The organism is Marinomonas sp. AWM4_232 (assembly GCF_056158325.1).
The window spans coordinates 1705001-1723120 of the sequence record NZ_JBSWTA010000001.1 but is presented as its reverse complement, the minus strand read 5'-3'; the positions used below and the strand labels follow the sequence as shown (position 1 = coordinate 1723120).

Here is an 18120-nt window from a genome sequence, read left to right as displayed (position 1 = left end):
TGTGATTCGTGCTTATTCGTTTTCTAGCTCGATGTCGATACCAAGAGAACGGATTTCTTTCACCAATACGTTGAAGGATTCAGGCATGCCTGGCTCCATACGGTGATCGCCATCTACGATGTTTTTGTACATCTTAGTACGGCCGTTCACGTCGTCCGACTTAACAGTCAACATTTCTTGTAGCGTGTAGGCAGCACCGTATGCTTCAAGTGCCCATACCTCCATCTCACCGAAACGCTGACCACCGAATTGAGCTTTACCACCCAGCGGCTGCTGAGTAACAAGGCTGTAAGAGCCAGTTGAACGAGCGTGCATCTTATCATCTACCAAGTGGTTCAACTTAAGCATGTACATGTAACCTACGGTTACAGGACGCTCAAACGCTTCACCAGTACGGCCGTTGAATAGCTTGATCTGCCCACTCTCGTTGATGCCCGCAAGACGAAGCATACGCTTAATCTCAGCTTCTTTTGCACCGTCAAAGGCACCAGACGCCATTGGCACACCTTTCTTAAGGTTTGATGCCAACACTAGAATCTCTTCATCAGAGAAGCTGTCTAGATCTTCTGAACGAGCTGGACGAAGATCACCTTCGTAACCGTTATAGATTTCATTTAGGAAAGCACGAAGTTCTTTAACAGTTTCCGCTTTCTCACGCTCAATCTTAAGCATTTCGTCGATCTTACGACCCAAGCCTTTCGCTGCTGCACCCAAGTGAGTCTCTAGTACCTGACCAACGTTCATACGTGACGGTACACCCAATGGGTTTAGTACGATATCAACTGGATCGCCGTTTTCATCATACGGCATATCTTCAACAGGCATGATCTTAGAGATTACACCCTTGTTACCGTGACGACCGGCCATTTTATCACCTGGCTGGATACGACGTTTCACAGCCACGTAAACTTTGACGATCTTCAACACACCAGGTGCTAAATCATCGCCCGTTTGTAGCTTGCGTTTCTTATCTTCGAACTTAGCATCTAGCTCTTTGCGGCGCTCAATCAAAGCGGCTTGCGCTTTTTCAAGCTGCTCACTTGCCTCTTCGTTCGCTACACGAATCTTAAACCACTCAGGGTGATCAAGATTTGCTAGGTATTCTTCAGTGATAACAGCATTACGCGCAAGACCTGGACCACCTTCAGCCTGTTGGCCTACTAACGCTTCAGCAAGACGCTCAAACGTAGCTTTCTCAACAATGCGGAATTCTTCGTTCAAATCTTTACGAACTTCGTCTAGTTGAGCTTTCTCAATAGACTTAGCACGCTCATCTTTCTCGATGCCATCACGAGTGAATACTTGTACGTCGATAACTGTACCGCGCGTACCTGTTTTCACGCGTTGTGACGTATCTTTTACGTCAGACGCTTTTTCACCGAAGATTGCACGTAGAAGTTTTTCCTCAGGTGTTAGCTGAGTTTCACCTTTTGGCGTTACCTTACCAACTAGGATATCACCTGGCTCAACTTCTGCACCGATGTAAACCACACCAGCGTTATCCAGTTTAGATAGCGCACCTTCGCCTACGTTCGGGATATCTGAAGTGATTTCTTCAGGCCCAAGCTTCGTATCACGAGCCACACAAGTTAACTCTTGGATGTGAATCGAAGTGAAACGATCTTCTTCTACTACGCGCTCAGATACTAGAATCGAGTCCTCGAAGTTGAAACCGTTCCAAGGCATGAAAGCGATACGCATGTTTTGACCAAGCGCTAGGTCACCCATGTCAACAGAAGGACCGTCAGCCATGATGTCACCGCGTGCCACTTTGTCACCTTTGAGTACCAAAGTGCGCTGGTTGATACATGTGTTCTGGTTCGAACGAACGTATTTCGTCAGGTTGTAGATATCTACACCTGCTTCACCCGCTTCAGTCTCTTCAGAGTTCACACGTACAACGATACGGCTCGCATCAACAGACTCGATTTCACCGCCACGACGGGCAACGATACATACACCAGAGTCTTTTGCTACGTTCTTCTCCATACCTGTACCAACCACTGGTTTTTCAGCGATTAGAGTCGGTACAGCCTGACGCTGCATGTTTGATCCCATCAAGGCACGGTTGGCGTCATCGTGCTCTAGGAACGGGATAAGCGATGCTGCTACCGATACGACCTGACGTGGTGACACGTCCATTAGGTTTACTTTTTCTTTCGGTAGTAGAGTCGTGTCATGCATGTGACGAACCTGAACAAGTTCGTCTACTAGGCGACCTTCTTCATCAACGTTCACAGACGCTTGTGCGATAACGTATTTCGCCTCATCGATTGCCGAAACGTAAACCGTTTCGTCAGTCATTTTGCCATCGATAACTTTACGGTAAGGCGTTTCTAGGAAGCCGTAGCTGTTAGTACGCGCGTAAGTCGATAGCGAGTTGATCAAACCGATGTTTGGACCTTCAGGCGTTTCGATTGGACATACACGACCGTAGTGAGTAGCGTGAACGTCTCGAACCTCGAAGCCTGCGCGCTCACGAGTCAGACCACCAGGGCCTAACGCAGAAACACGACGCTTGTGAGTTACCTCAGAAAGCGGGTTGTTTTGGTCCATGAACTGTGACAATTGGCTAGAACCGAAGAATTCTTTGATCGCAGCCGCAACGGGTTTAGCGTTCAATAGATCTTGTGGCATTAGGCCATCCGCTTCTGCCATAGACAAACGCTCTTTCACGGCACGCTCTACACGTACTAAACCAACACGGAATTGGTTCTCGGCCATTTCGCCGACAGAACGAATACGACGGTTACCAAGGTGGTCAATATCATCGACCATACCATTACCGTTACGGATATCTAGCAATGTCTTCAGAACATCAATGATGTCGTCGTTGTCTAGAATACCTAGACCTTCGTCTTCATCACGTCCCAAACGACGGTTAAATTTCATACGACCAACACCAGATAGATCGTAGCGATCTTCTGAGAAGAACAAGCTTTGGAACAACGCCTCAGCAGACTCTTTGGTTGGTGGCTCACCAGGACGCATCATACGGTAGATTTCTACCAATGCTTCTAACTGGTTATTTGTAGGGTCGATACGCAATGTATCAGAGATAAACGGACCGTGATCTAGATCGTTCGTGTAAAGAACATCAATCTCTTTGATACCAGCGGCAACAAGCGCCTCTAGTAGATCAACAGACATTTCTGTGTTCGCTTCAGCGATCAACTCTCCTGTGCCTGGATGCACAAGGTTTTTAGCCGTTACTTTACCCAATAGGTACTCAAGAGGAACAGAGAGACGCTCTAAACCTACTTTTTCCATCTGACGGATATGTTTCGCAGTAATACGGCGAGTTTCTTCAACGATAACGTTGCCATCCTGATCGGTGATGTCAAACAGAGCCGTCTCACCACGTAGGCGGTTTGCGATCAGTTCCATTTCTACGCCATCACGGCTCAAGAAGAAACGAGTCGTATCGAAGAAGGTATCTAGAATTTGTTCAGTATCAAAACCAAGCGCGCGTAACAAAATTGATACAGGCAGCTTACGACGACGGTCGATACGAACGAACACGCAGTCTTTTGGATCAAACTCGAAGTCCAACCATGAACCACGGTAAGGAATAACACGAGCAGAGTGTAGTAGTTTACCTGATGAGTGAGTCTTACCACGATCGTGGTCGAAGAACACACCAGGTGAACGGTGTAACTGAGATACGATAACACGCTCAGTACCGTTGATTACGAACGTACCATTTTCAGTCATTAATGGGATTTCGCCCATGTAGACTTCTTGCTCGCGAATGTCTTTGATTGCCTTGTTCGCTGACTCTTTATCATAAATGATAAGGCGTACACGAACACGTAAAGGAGCGGCATACGTTACACCACGTAGCTGACACTCTTTTACATCAAATACTGGCTTGCCCAATCGGTAATCGACGTATTCTAGCGCCGCATTGCCGGAAAAGCTGACCATTGGAAAGACAGATTTAAAGGCCCCATGCAGACCCAGTTCCCCACGCTCTGCAGGAGCTTTACCTTCCTGCAAGAAGTTACGGTAGGATTCAAGCTGAATTGCCAGCAAGTATGGCACATCCAAAACGGGCGGCAGTTTACCGAAATCCTTACGGATACGTTTTTTCTCAGTGTATGAGTAAGCCATCAGCATTCCCCAGCTTGTGCACATTGACGCAAAAGGCCTCTTAATCAGGCCTACCGAAAATTGAGAGAGTATTCTCTCAAAAAAAGAATAAATTTTTAATAGGGCTTTAGAAACCCAAAAAGGCCGGTGGCAAAACACCACCAGCCATTTCGACTAGATGCCGAACTTTTGAGAAACAAGTAACATTACTTGATTTCGACAGAAGCACCTGCTTCTTCAAGAGCTTTCTTAAGCTCTTCAGCTTCTTCTTTAGAAGCGCCTTCTTTAACTGTAGCTGGAGCGCCGTCAACCATTGCTTTCGCTTCTTTAAGGCCTAGACCAGTTGCGCCACGTACCGCTTTAATAACGTTAACTTTCTTATCGCCTGCAGCAGTAAGAACAACGTCAAATTCAGTTTGTTCAGCAGCAGCTGCACCAGCATCGCCAGCAGCTGGACCAGCAGCAACAGCAGCAGCTGCAGTTACGCCGAATTTTTCTTCCATTGCTTCGATCAGTTCAACAACGTCCATTACAGACATTTCTGCTACTGCATTGATGATATCTTCTTTAGTTAGAGCCATGACTCAGATTTCCTAACATTTTGTGGTTGCCATAAGCGGCAACAAAAACCAATTGAATTCAAGTAAGTGCGTTTTAAAATTACGCTGCTTCTTGTTCTTTCTGATCGCGAATCGCCGCCAATGTACGAGCAAGTTTGCTTGTCGCACCTTGGATAACGCTCATTAGTTTCGCGATTGCTTCGTCGTATGTTGGCAATGTTGCCAAACGATCAATGTCGCCAGCTGGGATCAACTCACCGTTGAACGCCAATGCTTTAACTTCAAATTTGTCGTTCTCTTTCGCGAAAGTTTTCAACAAACGAGCCGCCGCACCTGGGTGCTCGTTAGAGAATGCGATAAGAGTTGGACCAACGAAGCTATCTTTTAAGCATTCGAAGTCTGTGCCTTCAACAGCGCGGCGAGCTAGAGTGTTACGCACAACACGTACGTAAACACCAGCTTCACGTGCTTGTTTGCGAAGAGCTGTCATATCAGTCACGGTAACACCGCGAGAGTCAGCTACTACAGCAGACAAAGCGCCTTGGGCAGCTTCGCTAACTTCGGCGACAATGGCTTTTTTGTCTTCTAGACCTAATGCCACTGGTTTTCTCCTGGATTAGCAGGGATAAATCCCTAAATTTACCAACTCTCCGAATATTCGGAGTACTTACTGGTGAGTTGGATCCAGTTTAATCTGAATCGGGCCACACCATCTGCGCAGGACAAACGTTTCGCAACGTTCTGATTAAATCCAAAGATTCCTGCGGTCTTTGACGACCTATACAGCAAGCTGTACAGACCCCAAAGCTCTGACTTAGAAGCTTAGAGCACCTAAATCAATTTGTAGACCAGGTCCCATTGTAGAGGACAAAGTCACTTTTTTCATGTAGACACCTTTAGCAGAAGCAGGCTTAGCACGACGCAGATCGGCTAGAAGTGCTTCTAGGTTGCCTTTGATAGCATCAGCTGCGAAGTCGATAGAACCAACGCCAGCGTGGATGATACCATTTTTGTCAGTACGGTAACGTGCCTGGCCAGATTTTGCGTTTTTAACAGCAGTTGCAACGTCTGGAGTTACAGTACCAACTTTAGGGTTTGGCATAAGACCACGTGGACCAAGCACCTGACCTAGTTGACCAACGATACGCATCGCATCAGGAGAAGCGATTACCACGTCGAAATCTAGGTTACCAGCTTTAACTTGCTCAGCAAGGTCTTCAAAACCTACAACGTCTGCACCAGCTTCTTTAGCTGCTTCAGCGTTTGCACCTTGTGCGAATACAGCAACGCGAACGTCTTTACCTGTACCGTTAGGAAGTACTGTAGAACCACGAACAACCTGATCAGATTTACGTGGGTCAACGCCTAGGTTAACAGATACGTCAACAGACTCTTTGAACTTTACAGTAGAAAGCTCAGATAAAAGAGCTACAGCCTCTTCTACAGAGTACAGTTTAGTTGCGTCTACTTTTTCAGCGATCAAGCGAGCGCGTTTAGTTAGCTTAGCCATTAGTTCACACCCTCAACATCTAGACCCATTGCACGTGCACTACCAGCGATAGTACGTACGGCAGCATCCATATCCGCTGCAGTCAAATCAGCCTGCTTAGCGTTTACGATCTCTTCTAGTTGTGCACGAGTTACTGTACCAACTTTCTGAGTGTTTGGACGTGGTGAACCACTCTTAATGCCAGCAGCTTTCTTAAGAAGCACTGCAGCAGGAGTAGATTTCGTTTCGAATGTGAAGCTACGGTCACTGTATACAGTGATGATAACTGGTGTTGGAAGACCAGGTTCTACACCTTGAGTTTTGGCGTTGAACGCTTTACAGAATTCCATGATGTTCACACCGTGTTGACCAAGAGCTGGACCAACTGGTGGACTTGGGTTCGCTTGACCCGCTTTAACTTGTAGCTTGATGTAAGCTTGGACTTTTTTAGCCATTTTTTACTCCAAATGGGTCACCGCCCGAAGGCTACCCGTTTAATTACAATCAGGTCTTCTCAACCTGACTAAATTCCAAATCAACTGGCGTAGAGCGCCCAAAGATAAGGACAGCCACTTTGATTCGGCTTTTATCGTAATCAACCTCTTCCACAACACCGTTAAAGTCAGCAAATGGACCTTCGTTAACACGAACCACTTCACCCACTTCAAACAACGTCTTAGGACGAGGTTTATCCACACCATCGTTGACACGCTGCAGAATCGCATCTGCTTCACGATCAGTGATTGGTGATGGTTTGTCCGCTGTGCCGCCAATAAAGCCAAGCACACGCGCAGTACCTTTAACAAGATGCCAAGATTCGTCATTCATATCCATCTGAACTAGCACATAACCAGGATAGAATTTACGCTCACTCTTACGCTTCTTGCCATCGCGAATCTCAACCACTTCCTCTGTAGGAACTAGGATATCGCCAAAATAATCTTCCATGCCCATAATGCCAACACGCTCTTTGAGCGAGCGCATTACGTGCTTTTCATAACCTGAGTACGCTTGTACCACATACCATCGTTTCGCCACGAGCAACTCCTAACCTATTACTGCGGAAACGATCCAGCCAAGGAGTGAATCAACTCCCCACAGTACGAGAGACATAAAAATAACAACCGCCAAAACGATCAACGTTGTTTGAACCGTTTCCTGTCTTGTTGGCCATACAACTCGACGAATTTCGGTCTTCGCTTCTCGCGCCAATTTGGCAAAAGAGCGACCTTTGGCTGTATTGATCGCAACAAAGCCAGCAACACCAGCAAGAACCAATACAGCAATCAAGCGATACAGCAATGACTCAGCAGAAAAATAATTGTTACCCACAACCGCCACGGCTACAAGAAGGATAACAACCGCCCACTTTAATACGTCTCCGCGAGACTCTTGAGTTTCAGCACTCGAACTCATACTTCAGGTGTTCCCTAGCTAAGAAATTGGATACGAAAGATGGCAGGCCAGGAGGGATTCGAACCCCCGACATTCGGTTTTGGAGACCGACGCTCTACCAGCTGAACTACTGGCCTACATTCGTATGGGCGGAGGATGATACCGGCTTGTTTAAAATTTAGCAAGTGGTATTTGCCCAAAATTCAGACAATAAAAAAGGCGCTTTAGAATCGCCTGTTTTAGCATTGAAGAAATGCTGGAGCTCATGAGCAGACTTGAACTGCCGACCTCACCCTTACCAAGGGTGTGCTCTACCAACTGAGCTACATGAGCAAATTGGAGCGGGCAGCGGGAATCGAACCCGCCTCTTCAGCTTGGAAGGCTGAGGTAATAGCCACTATACCATGCCCGCAAATGGTGGAGGGAGGTGGATTCGAACCACCGAAACTTTCGTGGCAGATTTACAATCTGCTCCCTTTGGCCACTCGGGAACCCCTCCACGAATCAAAGCATTGCTCACAACGCCCCAAAAGGTGGATGCCATTATATGAATCGTTTTATCAATTGCAAGCACTAGCAAGGATTTTTTTCTATTTTTATTAACAGCTTGGAAAAATCTAACGCCATTATCACGTTCTCCCAGCGCTCACTAGTGATTGGCTCTGCTAACAGCAGCTCTGTCAGCCCAACTTCACGCTGATGAGCATAAATATTCACTTCCATGCCCGATTGTTCTGAGATGCTTGCTTGGGCCTGTTCTGCTCGCTCCTTAGATGAAAACAAACCTAACGATATGCGGTTCTTCATATCCCCTCTAGATATGACATAACTGTCGATTCGCTTTAACTTCAACGCAGAAACAATATCTTGGGCTTTTTCCGCCGTCGCTGGCGCAGATATATACAGCCAATATTTGTCACGTTTACCCGTTGTTTTACGCTCGCTAAAAGTCAAACCTTGTTGACGCAATACATCCATCACTGTCAACGTGTCAGCGTTTCGCTCTAGTGTCACTATTGGACAGAGCAGATCGCCTTCAGTCGAGACCTTGTTAACTTCTTGTTGTAGCAATGCCAGCACTTTATCAGCTTCTGTTAGAGGTTGCTGCTCCACTGTGGCAACCACGTCATCAGGCTCATCTGGTCGGACCTCGCCAACTAGATATATACGCTCACTTACTGGCGGAGCATACACGGGGGGCTGAAGCACTCCTGCATCAGCCGCTGAAAACCCCTGCCAAGCCACGAACCCTGCGTTGGCCAACACCATGACTAAAAACAACCACTTCATTTCAGCCCTCTCTTTTCTAGACGCTCTTGCCATACTAAATGCGCGCCCTTGGCCACTAAAGACTCATCGTATACATGTGGAATTGACAAAGCAGCCATTAGCGCTTGACTGGTTCCTCCCGTTACCAACCAAGTAGCATCCGAGTGCTTGCCATATAAACGCTGAATAAAACCCAAAGCCATCTCTGTCGCACCTTGAGTTACCGCATCGGCAGTACTCGCTGGAATCGTGTCGCAAACACTTGCCTCGCCACTGTGATAGCGAATCTTTGCTGTTTTATCAATTAAACTCGAAGCCATTAATTCAAGTCCAGGAACAATATAGCCCCCTAGATGAACCCCTTCAGCATTAATAAACTCCGCTTTAATTGCAGTACCGGCGTCTAGTACAACAGAAGGCCCACCATAATGATGAAACGCGGCAATCGCCGCGAGCCAACGATCAACCCCTAAACGTTCTGGTTCTTGATACGAGTTCTGCACTCCACATGATGAACGCTCTGAGTGCAACAGCATCAGCTCAGCGTTTGGTATGTATGAGGCGCATTTCTCTAACAAGGAGGAGGTAAACTCGTTTGAGCGCACACTAGCAATCACAATGAATTCTGACTCTTGACCTCGATCGGACAACTGATCATCAAAAAGCCATTTATCCACTATCGTATCAGCGTGAAACAGAGTGCACTTCACCTGCGTATTCCCAGCATCGATCACCAATACCCTATTGCTTACGGACACTAATTTCTCCTCCATGAAGCAGCTCTATCCCCTGCTCTGTTTCAAGCCTAAGCGCCCCATTCATATCAATCCCTCTAGCAATACCTGTTTGCTGCCTATTCCCCATATACACCGTAACCGGTTGATTGAACAACACATCAAAGGCTTGCCATTGCGCATGATATTTTGCGATATCTTCCCCACTTGCAAACGCCTCACAAACATCAATCAACCCCTTAGTAATGTTTGCAATAACTTCATTACGATCTGGCGTATAAGTCAAACGAGAAGTCAAATCCGTCCACGGCTGATCAACCTTTGCTCTCTGTTCTGGAGTTGATTCAACATTTAAACCAATTCCAATAATGACCCGACAAACATCTTGATCCGCCACCAGCTCGAGCAAAATCCCACAAATTTTATGGTTATCGACATGAATATCATTTGGCCATTTAAGACCAGGATTGGTTACTCCCATATCGCGTAGTACTTTTGCAATCACTACGCCTACCGCAAGGCTCAAGCCTTCGACAACACTAGGACCTTGTTCGAACTGCCATGCAAATGACATGGTGATATTTTTTGCGACGCCACTCTCCCACACTCGGCCACGGCGACCTTTACCTTGAGTTTGATGCTCCGTAATAACCAAGGCAGGCAACTTGGCACCCAATGATATTTTCTTCTTCAACACATCATTCGTTGACGGTGTATCAAACGGAATATCCACGGCAACGTCATCCGGCAAGCCCGCTGCACGAAGACGACTCTCCTCCAACAAAACGAGAGGCTCAGGGATTCGATAGCCACGCCCTTTCACCGAATGCACCGCTATGCCAGCCGCCTCTATCTTTTTTAAACGTTTCCAAACAGCCGCGCGCGTAATACCCAGCGCCTCACCCAGCGCCTCTCCTGAATGGAACTTGCTATCACTCAGCAACTTCAACACTTCTCTCATTTTGATTTCCTGCGAATTCTTTAGTTAGACACAACGGTGCTCTGCTGTGTCTTGTGAATGAAGCTATCAATGCGCTTCATGAGATCTTCGAAGTATGGATTCCATGACAATCTGGCCGCAACAACGCTCTTAGCCTGCAACTCTTTCGAGCGCTCACCATACCAGTTCTGCTCCGCCTCGCGGCACTCCTGGTAACGATCTTGGTCCCCCTGATACCAAGAACATATTCGATAAGTACCCTGCTCACCGTAATAAGGGTTATGAGGCGCTCCATGAACAGACATATGAGATAAGCCAAAAATACGCTGCTCTGGTAAATCCGTGTTAACTACATGAACAGGGGGTGCATCATTTGTTGGACGAGACGCACTGTAGAGAATCATCTCACTTTGCACGTGAGCCACAAACGAATGCTCAAAGACATCAACAGTGACAGCCGAATCGACCGTAGCATCCTCCTCAGACAGAGCAACAAAGACTGGCACCCTGCCAGGCTCTGCCAGAACCGTTGCTTTGACCTCTTTTGCCAAAGAGTAAGCCTCAGCTATAGCTGGCACAGGAATCGAGGCGTACTTACTGTAATCATCTGAGTCGTAGTGATCTAGCCAATCGATCATAGGAGCCAACCAAGGCGACAGCCAATCAATCGCACTATTGATCTTAAAAAGAGGCGAAAATAACACGACCCCTTGCACCTCCTCTGGCTGTTGCCATGCATACTCCGTTACCAAAGCCCCACCAGTGGAAAAGCCCGCCAAATACATCCTATCAACCTCAGAAGAGAAGTTTGCGACCGCAGACTTTACCGCTGCACGCCAATCCTGCCGCGTCACCTCAAGCAAATCCTCTGCACGAGTACCATGACCAGGTAAAATCATCACTCGCACGTGAATACATTGATTTGCCAACGCTTGTGCAGGATCTCTTAGCGAAAAAGGAGAATCAGACAAACCGTGAAACATTAACACACCAACAGAATTTGAAGAGCAGGTATCACTTGGACGATGTTCAAATGGTAATACGGCTTCGAGCTCTTGTTGTTGAGCCTTCGTACTGACCCACAGTTTATTTTCCATGAAATGCATCGCCATGCGCTCACGGTAAACTTCAAATGGCTCTCCCGAGGTCTGCACCCAAGCATTTGCCAGAACAGAGGAGGAAACAGTCCCTACGAGCAGAACCCAAGCCAAACGCACTAAAGCCATACATACTCCCATTGAGCATTCACTAAAAAAGCTTATCATAACGGAAACCACGCAAATCACTAACTACAGAGCATGAAATCCGTTATTAACGCCATCCCTGTCGACCCAATATGGTTCCCTTTAGTAAAGAAGTTCTATCAAGCATTCTATCCCAGTGGAAAACCAAACAAAGCAGAACCCTTATGGGTGATAAAGGACGGGGCAAATATTCTTTGTGCCGTGCGTTTAAAACCTCTCGACCAATGCTTATTGTTAACTGGGCTTATTACCCACCCTCGGCACAGAAATCAAGGCATCGCTGGACAGCTGCTTCGCTCAATTAGCAAGCAACTCGCTCAGCAGCCTAGCTATTGCTTAAATACGCCTGAGCTTACCCCCTTCTATACACGCCACGGCTTTTCAGAGGTCACTGATGAAGCACTCTTACCCAGTGAGCTCCGTAGTCGCTTGCAACGCTATCGCATCAAACAGCCTCGCTTGATAGCCATGCAGTACCATAAAAAAACGCCCACATAGGGCGTTTCTTTTAGGGAATTGTTCTATTTTAAGTGACCTGCATTATGCAGCTCACGTTTATCTGGAGCCGGAGGATTCCATTGATAAACCCATGTTTCAGAGATTGGCTGACCATTAGCTTCTAGATGAACCTTGATGTTAATTGGCTCAACAGAGTCATCAGGCACTAAGTCAAACATTGCTCGGTAACCGCCAATATGGTGTTGTGGACGTGCCGATGTAATTTCCACTCGACCACGAGACGTTTCAATCACAGGCTTCACTTCCGCCTTTTGACCTAACATTTGAAAAATATCGCCTTCGAAGTCAATCGCGAAGCGTTTACTGTAGTAATCTCGCTTTTTACCAACCACTCCGCCAATACCAGTGTAGGTGCTCTGAACCGTTGCTTTACCTGACTTAAAAGGTGCATCACTGCCCCAGTACATATTGTAGCTGTACAACAGCTCTTGCCCTGGAACAATCTCTTGCGCCGGGTTCCAGTAAGCCACAATATTATCAAATGTTTCATCTAGAGTTGGAATCTCAACTAACTGCACTGAGCCTTTACCCCAATCACCAATTGGCTCAATCCAAAGATGTGGACGCTTCTCATAAAACACGCCATCATCTAAATAATGATCAAAGTTACGATCACGCTGCATTAGACCAAAACCTTTAGGGTTATTATCCATGTAAGCATTGAAGCGAAGTTGTTCTGGGTTACCCAATGGACGCCAAATCCACTCACCGTTGCCAGTAAGCATTTCCAAACCATCTGAGTCATGGATCTCTGGACGCCAGTCGTAATTGGTACGACGGTCATTCTCACCAATCATGTACATACTGGTAAGCGGAGCAACACCTAGGCGCTCGATTTCTTTACGTGGGTATAAAGCCACATCAACACGCATTTTCAGCGGCTCACCTGCCTTGATATCAAAACGGTAGGCACCCGTCACGCTGTCCGAGTCTAATAAAGCATAAATCGTCACTTCATCAGAATTAGGCTTTGGTTTTTCAAACCAGAAATTTGTGAACACAGGAAACTCTTCGGGCTTATTCATTGCCGTATCAATGGCAAGGCCTCGAGCAGACAATCCGTACTGCATTTCAGCACCAACAGCGCGGAAATAGCTAGCCCCTAAAAAGGCAACGATATCTCGCTCCCAATCCGTACCATATTGCATACGAAAACCAGCGAAACCAAGATCCTCTGGTAGCGATTTACCATTTACATGAGAGTCACCGTAGTCGAACATTTTTGATGAATAATCTACAGGCGTTGACTTGCCATCCTCGACGACATTGATATGCACAGGCGTGATGAAGCCCTGCCCTAGATGAAAGAAGGTGGCACGATAAGCAGTATCGTCTTTCTGCCAAAGACTTTGGTCACGCTTAAAGTGGAGCTGCTGATACTCATCCCAATCTAGATCGGAAAGAACACTTGGCACGTCACCTTCATGACTCACAAAAGGCCTTTCTGAGAGACTTCTTGCATGCCCTTTCAACCATGCATAGCTGAACGCTTCTCCCTTCTCAGGGTTCACAATAGGCTGTGTGACCGCACACGCAGTAACACTTACCAAAGCACTCACCGTGAGTGCCAATCTGCTTACCAGACGTATGCTACTCTTTAGCAACGCTTGCAAGCCTTGATGTTCCAATGTTTGGAAAGACAAGCTTCTACGCATCGTATATATCCTGTAGTTTTCTAATATTAGCTGGAATGCTACCTAGCTTCGACGCAGACGAATACTTGACAAGCGGTAAAGAATTTCAAAGAACTGCGTATTCATATACACAATAAAAGGAATGAGCAATTTCTCGATCAGATGACTCGTACGACCCGATTCTATCGGGGATAGAACATACCGTCCCCAGAAGTGTGTCTAGTAAAGGACGTTGTATTAGGCGCCCCTCTCTCATTAAATGTTTTTGTTTCGACCAAAAAACAAACCATTTAACAAAAGAGAGACTATGGACACTTTAAAACTAAACACTCAACAGATACAAGCCGCCGTTGATCAGCTAACTTTGCAGCCTGACGGTATCAATAAATTACTCGAGATGGCGATCAACAGCCTGATGAAGGCCGAGCGAGCAGCTTATCTTGAGGCTGCTGTACAAGGCAATAAAGCAAATGGCTATCGCAACGTGAATGGCTTTGGTATCGGAGAGGCTTTATCACTGCAAATCCCAAGGGATCGATTAGGGCACTTCAAGCCGACACTACTCAATATTATGAGGAATCAATCGGACACGCTGAATGAGTTGTGTTTTGAGCTGTATGCTAAGGGCTTAACAACGCGTGATATCGAATCCATTACACATACTATCTACGGTCAGCATCTGTCAAAAAGCCAGATCTCTCGTATTACTGTTAGCTTGTCCGATGCAATGCGAGAGTTTAGAGAACGGCCACTAAACAGCTATTATCCCATCGTATATCTTGATGCCACGTTTGTGAAAACCAAACGAGAAAGAGTCTCCAGTGAGGCGTATTACATAGCGTTAGCGGTTTTACCTGATATGACTCGAGAAGTGATTGGTATCTATAATGCACCAACAGAGTCATCAAGTTTTTGGGATGAGATTTGCCAAGATCTTAAAGACAGGGGAATGCAGCAAACAGACTTATTCGTCATCGATAACCTTACCGAACTCGATAGCACATTAGAAAAGCACTTTGATGCTTCAATTCAAAAGTGTGTGCTACATCTCAAGCGATCCATACTGAACAAGGTCAAAAAGCAGCATCGCCTAGCCGTCGTCAGTGACTTGAATGAGATTTTTCAAATTGAAAATCGGGAGGATACAAAAGAACAGTTGCTAGACAGAGCACAACAAGTGGCCCAACGGTGGCAGCGCTACTACCCTCATATGAAAAGGCTAGCTGATCCATATTGGCTCTCATATTACTCAACTTATCTAAGCTTCGAGTATGATATCCGAAATATGATTTACACCACCAACTGGATTGAGCGACTGAACAAAGCCTTCAAAAGAACATTGAAAATTAGAAACTCGATGCCTAATGTTGAATCAGTGTTAACTCTTTTAAGCAAGGTTGCGATTGATATGAATAGCAGTACTTATCGTCACCCAGTGAGTCGATTCCAAAAGAGCAATTTATTTAAATAAGAGATAAATAAAGATGTTTGATGAGAGCAGAGACACACTCAATGGGACGATACCGTACCGGATAGAACTCCAGGGGTGATCAAGGCGAGGGATTTTCTTCAGACGTAAAAAAACCCTGACCACGCTAGCGATCAGGGCTTCTTTAATTAAAAGCTTGACGACGACCTACTCTCACATGGGATCTCCCACACTACCATCGGCGATGGCGCTTTTCACTTCTGAGTTCGGGATGGGATCAGGTGGTTCAACGCCTCTATGATCGTCAAGCAAACGGGTTTGCGTTCGTTCTGGGTGGCTTTCTGTTGCCTTGTCCAAAACACGCAAGTTCGTAAACTTGATATCTTTAACAATTAGACTTTGAAATAGTCGATAACCAAGTATCAAACCGGTACCTCCAAGGATGGAGGCAATACTGAAAATTGTCTGGAACAATTTCAGTACTATCGTAAATTCTGTAGTGCACGACCTCCATGGAGGGAGGAAGTACTCGAGATTGTCTGGAACAATCTCAGCAAAACCACTTTGGTGTTATATGGTCAAGCCTCACGAGCAATTAGTATTGGTTAGCTCAACGCCTCACAACGCTTACACACCCAACCTATCAACGTCCTAGTCTCGAACGGCTCTTTAGGGAACTCTAAGTTCCAGTGAGATCTTATCTTGAAGGAGGCTTCCCGCTTAGATGCTTTCAGCGGTTATCCCGTCCGAACGTAGCTACCCGGCAATGCCACTGGCGTGACAACCGGAACACCAGAGGTTCGTTCACTCCGGTCCTCTCGTACTAGGAGCAACTCTTCTCAAATCTCAAACGTCCACGGCAGATAGGGACCGAACTGTCTCACGACGTTCTAAACCCAGCTCGCGTACCACTTTAAATGGCGAACAGCCATACCCTTGGGACCGGCTTCAGCCCCAGGATGTGATGAGCCGACATCGAGGTGCCAAACACCGCCGTCGATGTGAACTCTTGGGCGGTATCAGCCTGTTATCCCCGGAGTACCTTTTATCCGTTGAGCGATGGCCCTTCCATACAGAACCACCGGATCACTAAGACCTACTTTCGTACCTGCTCGACGTGTCTGTCTCGCAGTTAAGCGCGCTTTTGCCTTTACACTCTTTGCATGATTTCCGACCATGCTGAGCGCACCTTCGTGCTCCTCCGTTACTCTTTGGGAGGAGACCGCCCCAGTCAAACTACCCACCACACAGTGTCCTCGATCCCGATAAGGGACCTGAGTTAGAACCTCAAACATACCAGGGTGGTATTTCAAGATTGGCTCCATACAAACTGGCGTCTGTACTTCAAAGCCTCCCACCTATCCTACACAAGTAGGTTCAAAGTTCACTGTGAAGCTATAGTAAAGGTTCACGGGGTCTTTCCGTCTAGCCGCGGATACACAGCATCTTCACTGCGATTTCAATTTCACTGAGTCTCGGGTGGAGACAGTGTGGCCATCGTTACGCCATTCGTGCAGGTCGGAACTTACCCGACAAGGAATTTCGCTACCTTAGGACCGTTATAGTTACGGCCGCCGTTTACTTGGGCTTCGATCAAGAGCTTCGCTTACGCTAACCCCATCAATTAACCTTCAAGCACCGGGCAGGCGTCACACCCTATACGTCCACTTTCGTGTTTGCAGAGTGCTGTGTTTTTAATAAACAGTCGCAGCCACCTGGTATCTTCGACCGGTCAGAGCTTACGGAGCAAGTCCTTCACCCTAACCGGCGCACCTTCTCCCGAAGTTACGGTGCCATTTTGCCTAGTTCCTTCACCCGAGTTCTCTCAAGCGCCTTGGTATTCTCTACCTGACCACCTGTGTCGGTTTGGGGTACGGTCAATGTATATCTGAAGCTTAGAAGTTTTTCCTGGAAGCATGGCATCAACCACTTCGTCCAAAAGAGGACTCGTCATCAGTTCTCGGCCTTTAAGTACCCGGATTTGCCTAAGTACTCAGCCTACCGCCTTAAACACGGACAACCATCGCCGTGCTGGCCTAGCCTTCTCCGTCTCTCCATCGCAATATACATCGGTACGGGAATATTAACCCGTTTCCCATCGACTACGCTTTTCAGCCTCGCCTTAGGGGCCGACTCACCCTGCCCTGATTAGCATGGGACAGGAACCCTTGGTCTTCCGGCGAGGGAGGTTTTCACTCCCTTTATCGTTACTCATGTCAACATTCGCACTTCTGATACCTCCAGCCTGCCTTACAGCTTGACCTTCAACGGCTTACAGAACGCTCCTCTACCGCTTACACATAGTGTAAACCCGTAGCTTCGGTGTACAGTTTGAGCCCCGTTATATCTTCCGCGCAGGCCGACTCGACTAGTGAGCTATTACGCTTTCTTTAAAGGATGGCTGCTTCTAAGCCAACCTCCTAGCTGTCTAAGCCTTCCCACATCGTTTCCCACTTAACTGTAACTTTGGGACCTTAGCTGACGGTCTGGGTTGTTTCCCTTTTCACGACGGACGTTAGCACCCGCCGTGTGTCTCCCGCGCTCATACTCATTGGTATTCGGAGTTTGCATGGGGTTGGTAAGTCGGGATGACCCCCTAGCCCAAACAGTGCTCTACCCCCAATGGCAATACGCGAGGCGCTACCTAAATAGCTTTCGAGGAGAACCAGCTATCTCCGAGCTTGATTAGCCTTTCACTCCTATCCACAAGTCATCCCCGGACTTTTCAACGTACGTGGGTTCGGTCCTCCAGTTAGTGTTACCCAACCTTCAACCTGCTCATGGATAGATCGCCCGGTTTCGGGTCTAATCCTAG

14 protein-coding genes, 4 tRNA genes and 2 rRNA genes (1 of these 20 running past the window's edge) are annotated in these 18120 nt (G+C 47.0%); 2 read left to right on the top strand and 18 right to left on the bottom strand.

Annotated elements, in window-relative coordinates; genetic code table 11:
* Positions 1-12 precede the first annotated feature (12 nt).
* The 15 genes from rpoB to ACXAC1_RS08075 all read right to left on the bottom strand — a co-directional run bounded on the left by rpoB (position 13) and on the right by ACXAC1_RS08075 (position 11705).
* A complete protein-coding gene (gene rpoB, locus ACXAC1_RS08145; RefSeq protein WP_475060726.1) occupies positions 13-4113 on the bottom strand; it encodes a DNA-directed RNA polymerase subunit beta in 4101 nt (1366 codons plus the stop codon).
* A 185-nt stretch (positions 4114-4298) separates the two neighbouring features.
* Positions 4299-4673, bottom strand: coding sequence for a 50S ribosomal protein L7/L12 (rplL, locus tag ACXAC1_RS08140; RefSeq protein WP_133565177.1), 375 nt, complete (start codon positions 4671-4673; stop codon positions 4299-4301).
* A gap of 79 nt (positions 4674-4752) precedes the next feature.
* The gene (gene rplJ, locus ACXAC1_RS08135; RefSeq protein ID WP_133565175.1) at positions 4753-5253 is read right to left on the bottom strand and encodes a 50S ribosomal protein L10; all 501 of its coding nucleotides are present in this window, start codon (positions 5251-5253) and stop codon (positions 4753-4755) included.
* Positions 5254-5466: 213 nt separating this feature from the next.
* A complete protein-coding gene (gene rplA / locus ACXAC1_RS08130; protein WP_133565174.1) occupies positions 5467-6162 on the bottom strand; it encodes a 50S ribosomal protein L1 in 696 nt (231 codons plus the stop codon).
* Complete coding sequence (rplK, locus tag ACXAC1_RS08125) at positions 6162-6596, bottom strand: 50S ribosomal protein L11 (protein WP_377365823.1); 435 nt, start codon at positions 6594-6596, stop codon at positions 6162-6164. The genes rplA and rplK overlap by 1 nt, the downstream gene beginning before the upstream one ends.
* A gap of 49 nt (positions 6597-6645) precedes the next feature.
* Positions 6646-7179: a transcription termination/antitermination protein NusG gene (gene nusG / locus ACXAC1_RS08120; protein WP_475060723.1), complete on the bottom strand. Its 534-nt coding sequence runs from the start codon at positions 7177-7179 to the stop codon at positions 6646-6648.
* A gap of 9 nt (positions 7180-7188) precedes the next feature.
* Positions 7189-7557 carry a preprotein translocase subunit SecE gene (secE, locus tag ACXAC1_RS08115; RefSeq protein ID WP_475060720.1) on the bottom strand — a complete coding sequence of 123 codons (369 nt, stop codon included), beginning with the start codon at positions 7555-7557 and terminating at the stop codon, positions 7189-7191.
* Positions 7558-7597: 40 nt separating this feature from the next.
* Positions 7598-7673 (bottom strand) — tRNA-Trp (locus ACXAC1_RS08110).
* A 120-nt stretch (positions 7674-7793) separates the two neighbouring features.
* Positions 7794-7869, bottom strand: a tRNA-Thr gene (locus tag ACXAC1_RS08105).
* 4 nt (positions 7870-7873) lie between these two features.
* A tRNA-Gly gene (locus ACXAC1_RS08100) sits at positions 7874-7948 on the bottom strand.
* 3 nt (positions 7949-7951) lie between these two features.
* Positions 7952-8035: transfer RNA gene (locus ACXAC1_RS08095), tRNA-Tyr, on the bottom strand.
* 74 nt (positions 8036-8109) lie between these two features.
* Complete coding sequence (locus ACXAC1_RS08090; protein ID WP_475060718.1) at positions 8110-8826, bottom strand: SPOR domain-containing protein; 717 nt, start codon at positions 8824-8826, stop codon at positions 8110-8112.
* Positions 8823-9563: a type III pantothenate kinase gene (locus tag ACXAC1_RS08085; RefSeq protein ID WP_475060715.1), complete on the bottom strand. Its 741-nt coding sequence runs from the start codon at positions 9561-9563 to the stop codon at positions 8823-8825. The genes ACXAC1_RS08090 and ACXAC1_RS08085 overlap by 4 nt, the downstream gene beginning before the upstream one ends.
* Positions 9547-10500, bottom strand: coding sequence for a biotin--[acetyl-CoA-carboxylase] ligase (locus ACXAC1_RS08080; RefSeq protein ID WP_475060712.1), 954 nt, complete (start codon positions 10498-10500; stop codon positions 9547-9549). Before ACXAC1_RS08080 ends, ACXAC1_RS08085 begins: the two co-directional genes overlap by 17 nt.
* 20 nt (positions 10501-10520) lie before the next feature.
* Positions 10521-11705 (bottom strand): alpha/beta hydrolase, encoded by a 1185-nt coding sequence (locus tag ACXAC1_RS08075; protein ID WP_475060710.1) that lies wholly within the window; start codon positions 11703-11705, stop codon positions 10521-10523.
* Positions 11706-11777: 72 nt separating this feature from the next.
* Between ACXAC1_RS08075 and ACXAC1_RS08070 the strand changes: the two genes are divergently transcribed.
* Positions 11778-12221 carry a GNAT family N-acetyltransferase gene (locus ACXAC1_RS08070; protein ID WP_475060707.1) on the top strand — a complete coding sequence of 148 codons (444 nt, stop codon included), beginning with the start codon at positions 11778-11780 and terminating at the stop codon, positions 12219-12221.
* 23 nt (positions 12222-12244) lie between these two features.
* On the opposite strand, the gene ACXAC1_RS08065 is transcribed toward ACXAC1_RS08070, so the two are convergent.
* Positions 12245-13897, bottom strand: coding sequence for an OpgD/OpgG family glucan biosynthesis protein (locus ACXAC1_RS08065; RefSeq protein ID WP_475060705.1), 1653 nt, complete (start codon positions 13895-13897; stop codon positions 12245-12247).
* A 286-nt stretch (positions 13898-14183) separates the two neighbouring features.
* Between ACXAC1_RS08065 and ACXAC1_RS08060 the strand changes: the two genes are divergently transcribed.
* Entirely contained in the window at positions 14184-15347 is a 1164-nt protein-coding gene (locus ACXAC1_RS08060) for an IS256 family transposase (protein ID WP_475058256.1), read from the top strand.
* 152 nt (positions 15348-15499) lie between these two features.
* Here the strand turns inward: ACXAC1_RS08060 and rrf are convergent.
* Both rrf and ACXAC1_RS08050 read right to left on the bottom strand, forming a co-directional pair.
* A 5S ribosomal RNA gene (gene rrf / locus ACXAC1_RS08055) occupies positions 15500-15614 on the bottom strand.
* Between the two features lie 265 nt (positions 15615-15879).
* Positions 15880-18120: ribosomal RNA gene (locus ACXAC1_RS08050) — 23S ribosomal RNA — on the bottom strand; it runs 646 nt beyond the window's last position.

Excerpts from the sequence above, each read along its gene's own strand:
- ACXAC1_RS08090 (WP_475060718.1), bottom strand. The coding sequence starts at position 8,826 with ATGAAGTGGTTGTTTTTAGTCATGGTGTTGGCCAACGCAGGGTTCGTG.
- secE (WP_475060720.1), bottom strand. The coding sequence starts at position 7,557 with ATGAGTTCGAGTGCTGAAACTCAAGAGTCTCGCGGAGACGTATTAAAG.
- rplL (WP_133565177.1), bottom strand. The coding sequence starts at position 4,673 with ATGGCTCTAACTAAAGAAGATATCATCAATGCAGTAGCAGAAATGTCT.
- rplK (WP_377365823.1), bottom strand. The coding sequence starts at position 6,596 with ATGGCTAAAAAAGTCCAAGCTTACATCAAGCTACAAGTTAAAGCGGGT.
- ACXAC1_RS08080 (WP_475060712.1), bottom strand. The coding sequence starts at position 10,500 with ATGAGAGAAGTGTTGAAGTTGCTGAGTGATAGCAAGTTCCATTCAGGA.
- rpoB (WP_475060726.1), bottom strand. The coding sequence starts at position 4,113 with ATGGCTTACTCATACACTGAGAAAAAACGTATCCGTAAGGATTTCGGT.
- ACXAC1_RS08060 (WP_475058256.1), top strand. The coding sequence starts at position 14,184 with ATGGACACTTTAAAACTAAACACTCAACAGATACAAGCCGCCGTTGAT.
- rplA (WP_133565174.1), bottom strand. The coding sequence starts at position 6,162 with ATGGCTAAGCTAACTAAACGCGCTCGCTTGATCGCTGAAAAAGTAGAC.
- ACXAC1_RS08065 (WP_475060705.1), bottom strand. The coding sequence starts at position 13,897 with ATGCGTAGAAGCTTGTCTTTCCAAACATTGGAACATCAAGGCTTGCAA.
- ACXAC1_RS08070 (WP_475060707.1), top strand. The coding sequence starts at position 11,778 with ATGAAATCCGTTATTAACGCCATCCCTGTCGACCCAATATGGTTCCCT.
- ACXAC1_RS08075 (WP_475060710.1), bottom strand. The coding sequence starts at position 11,705 with ATGGCTTTAGTGCGTTTGGCTTGGGTTCTGCTCGTAGGGACTGTTTCC.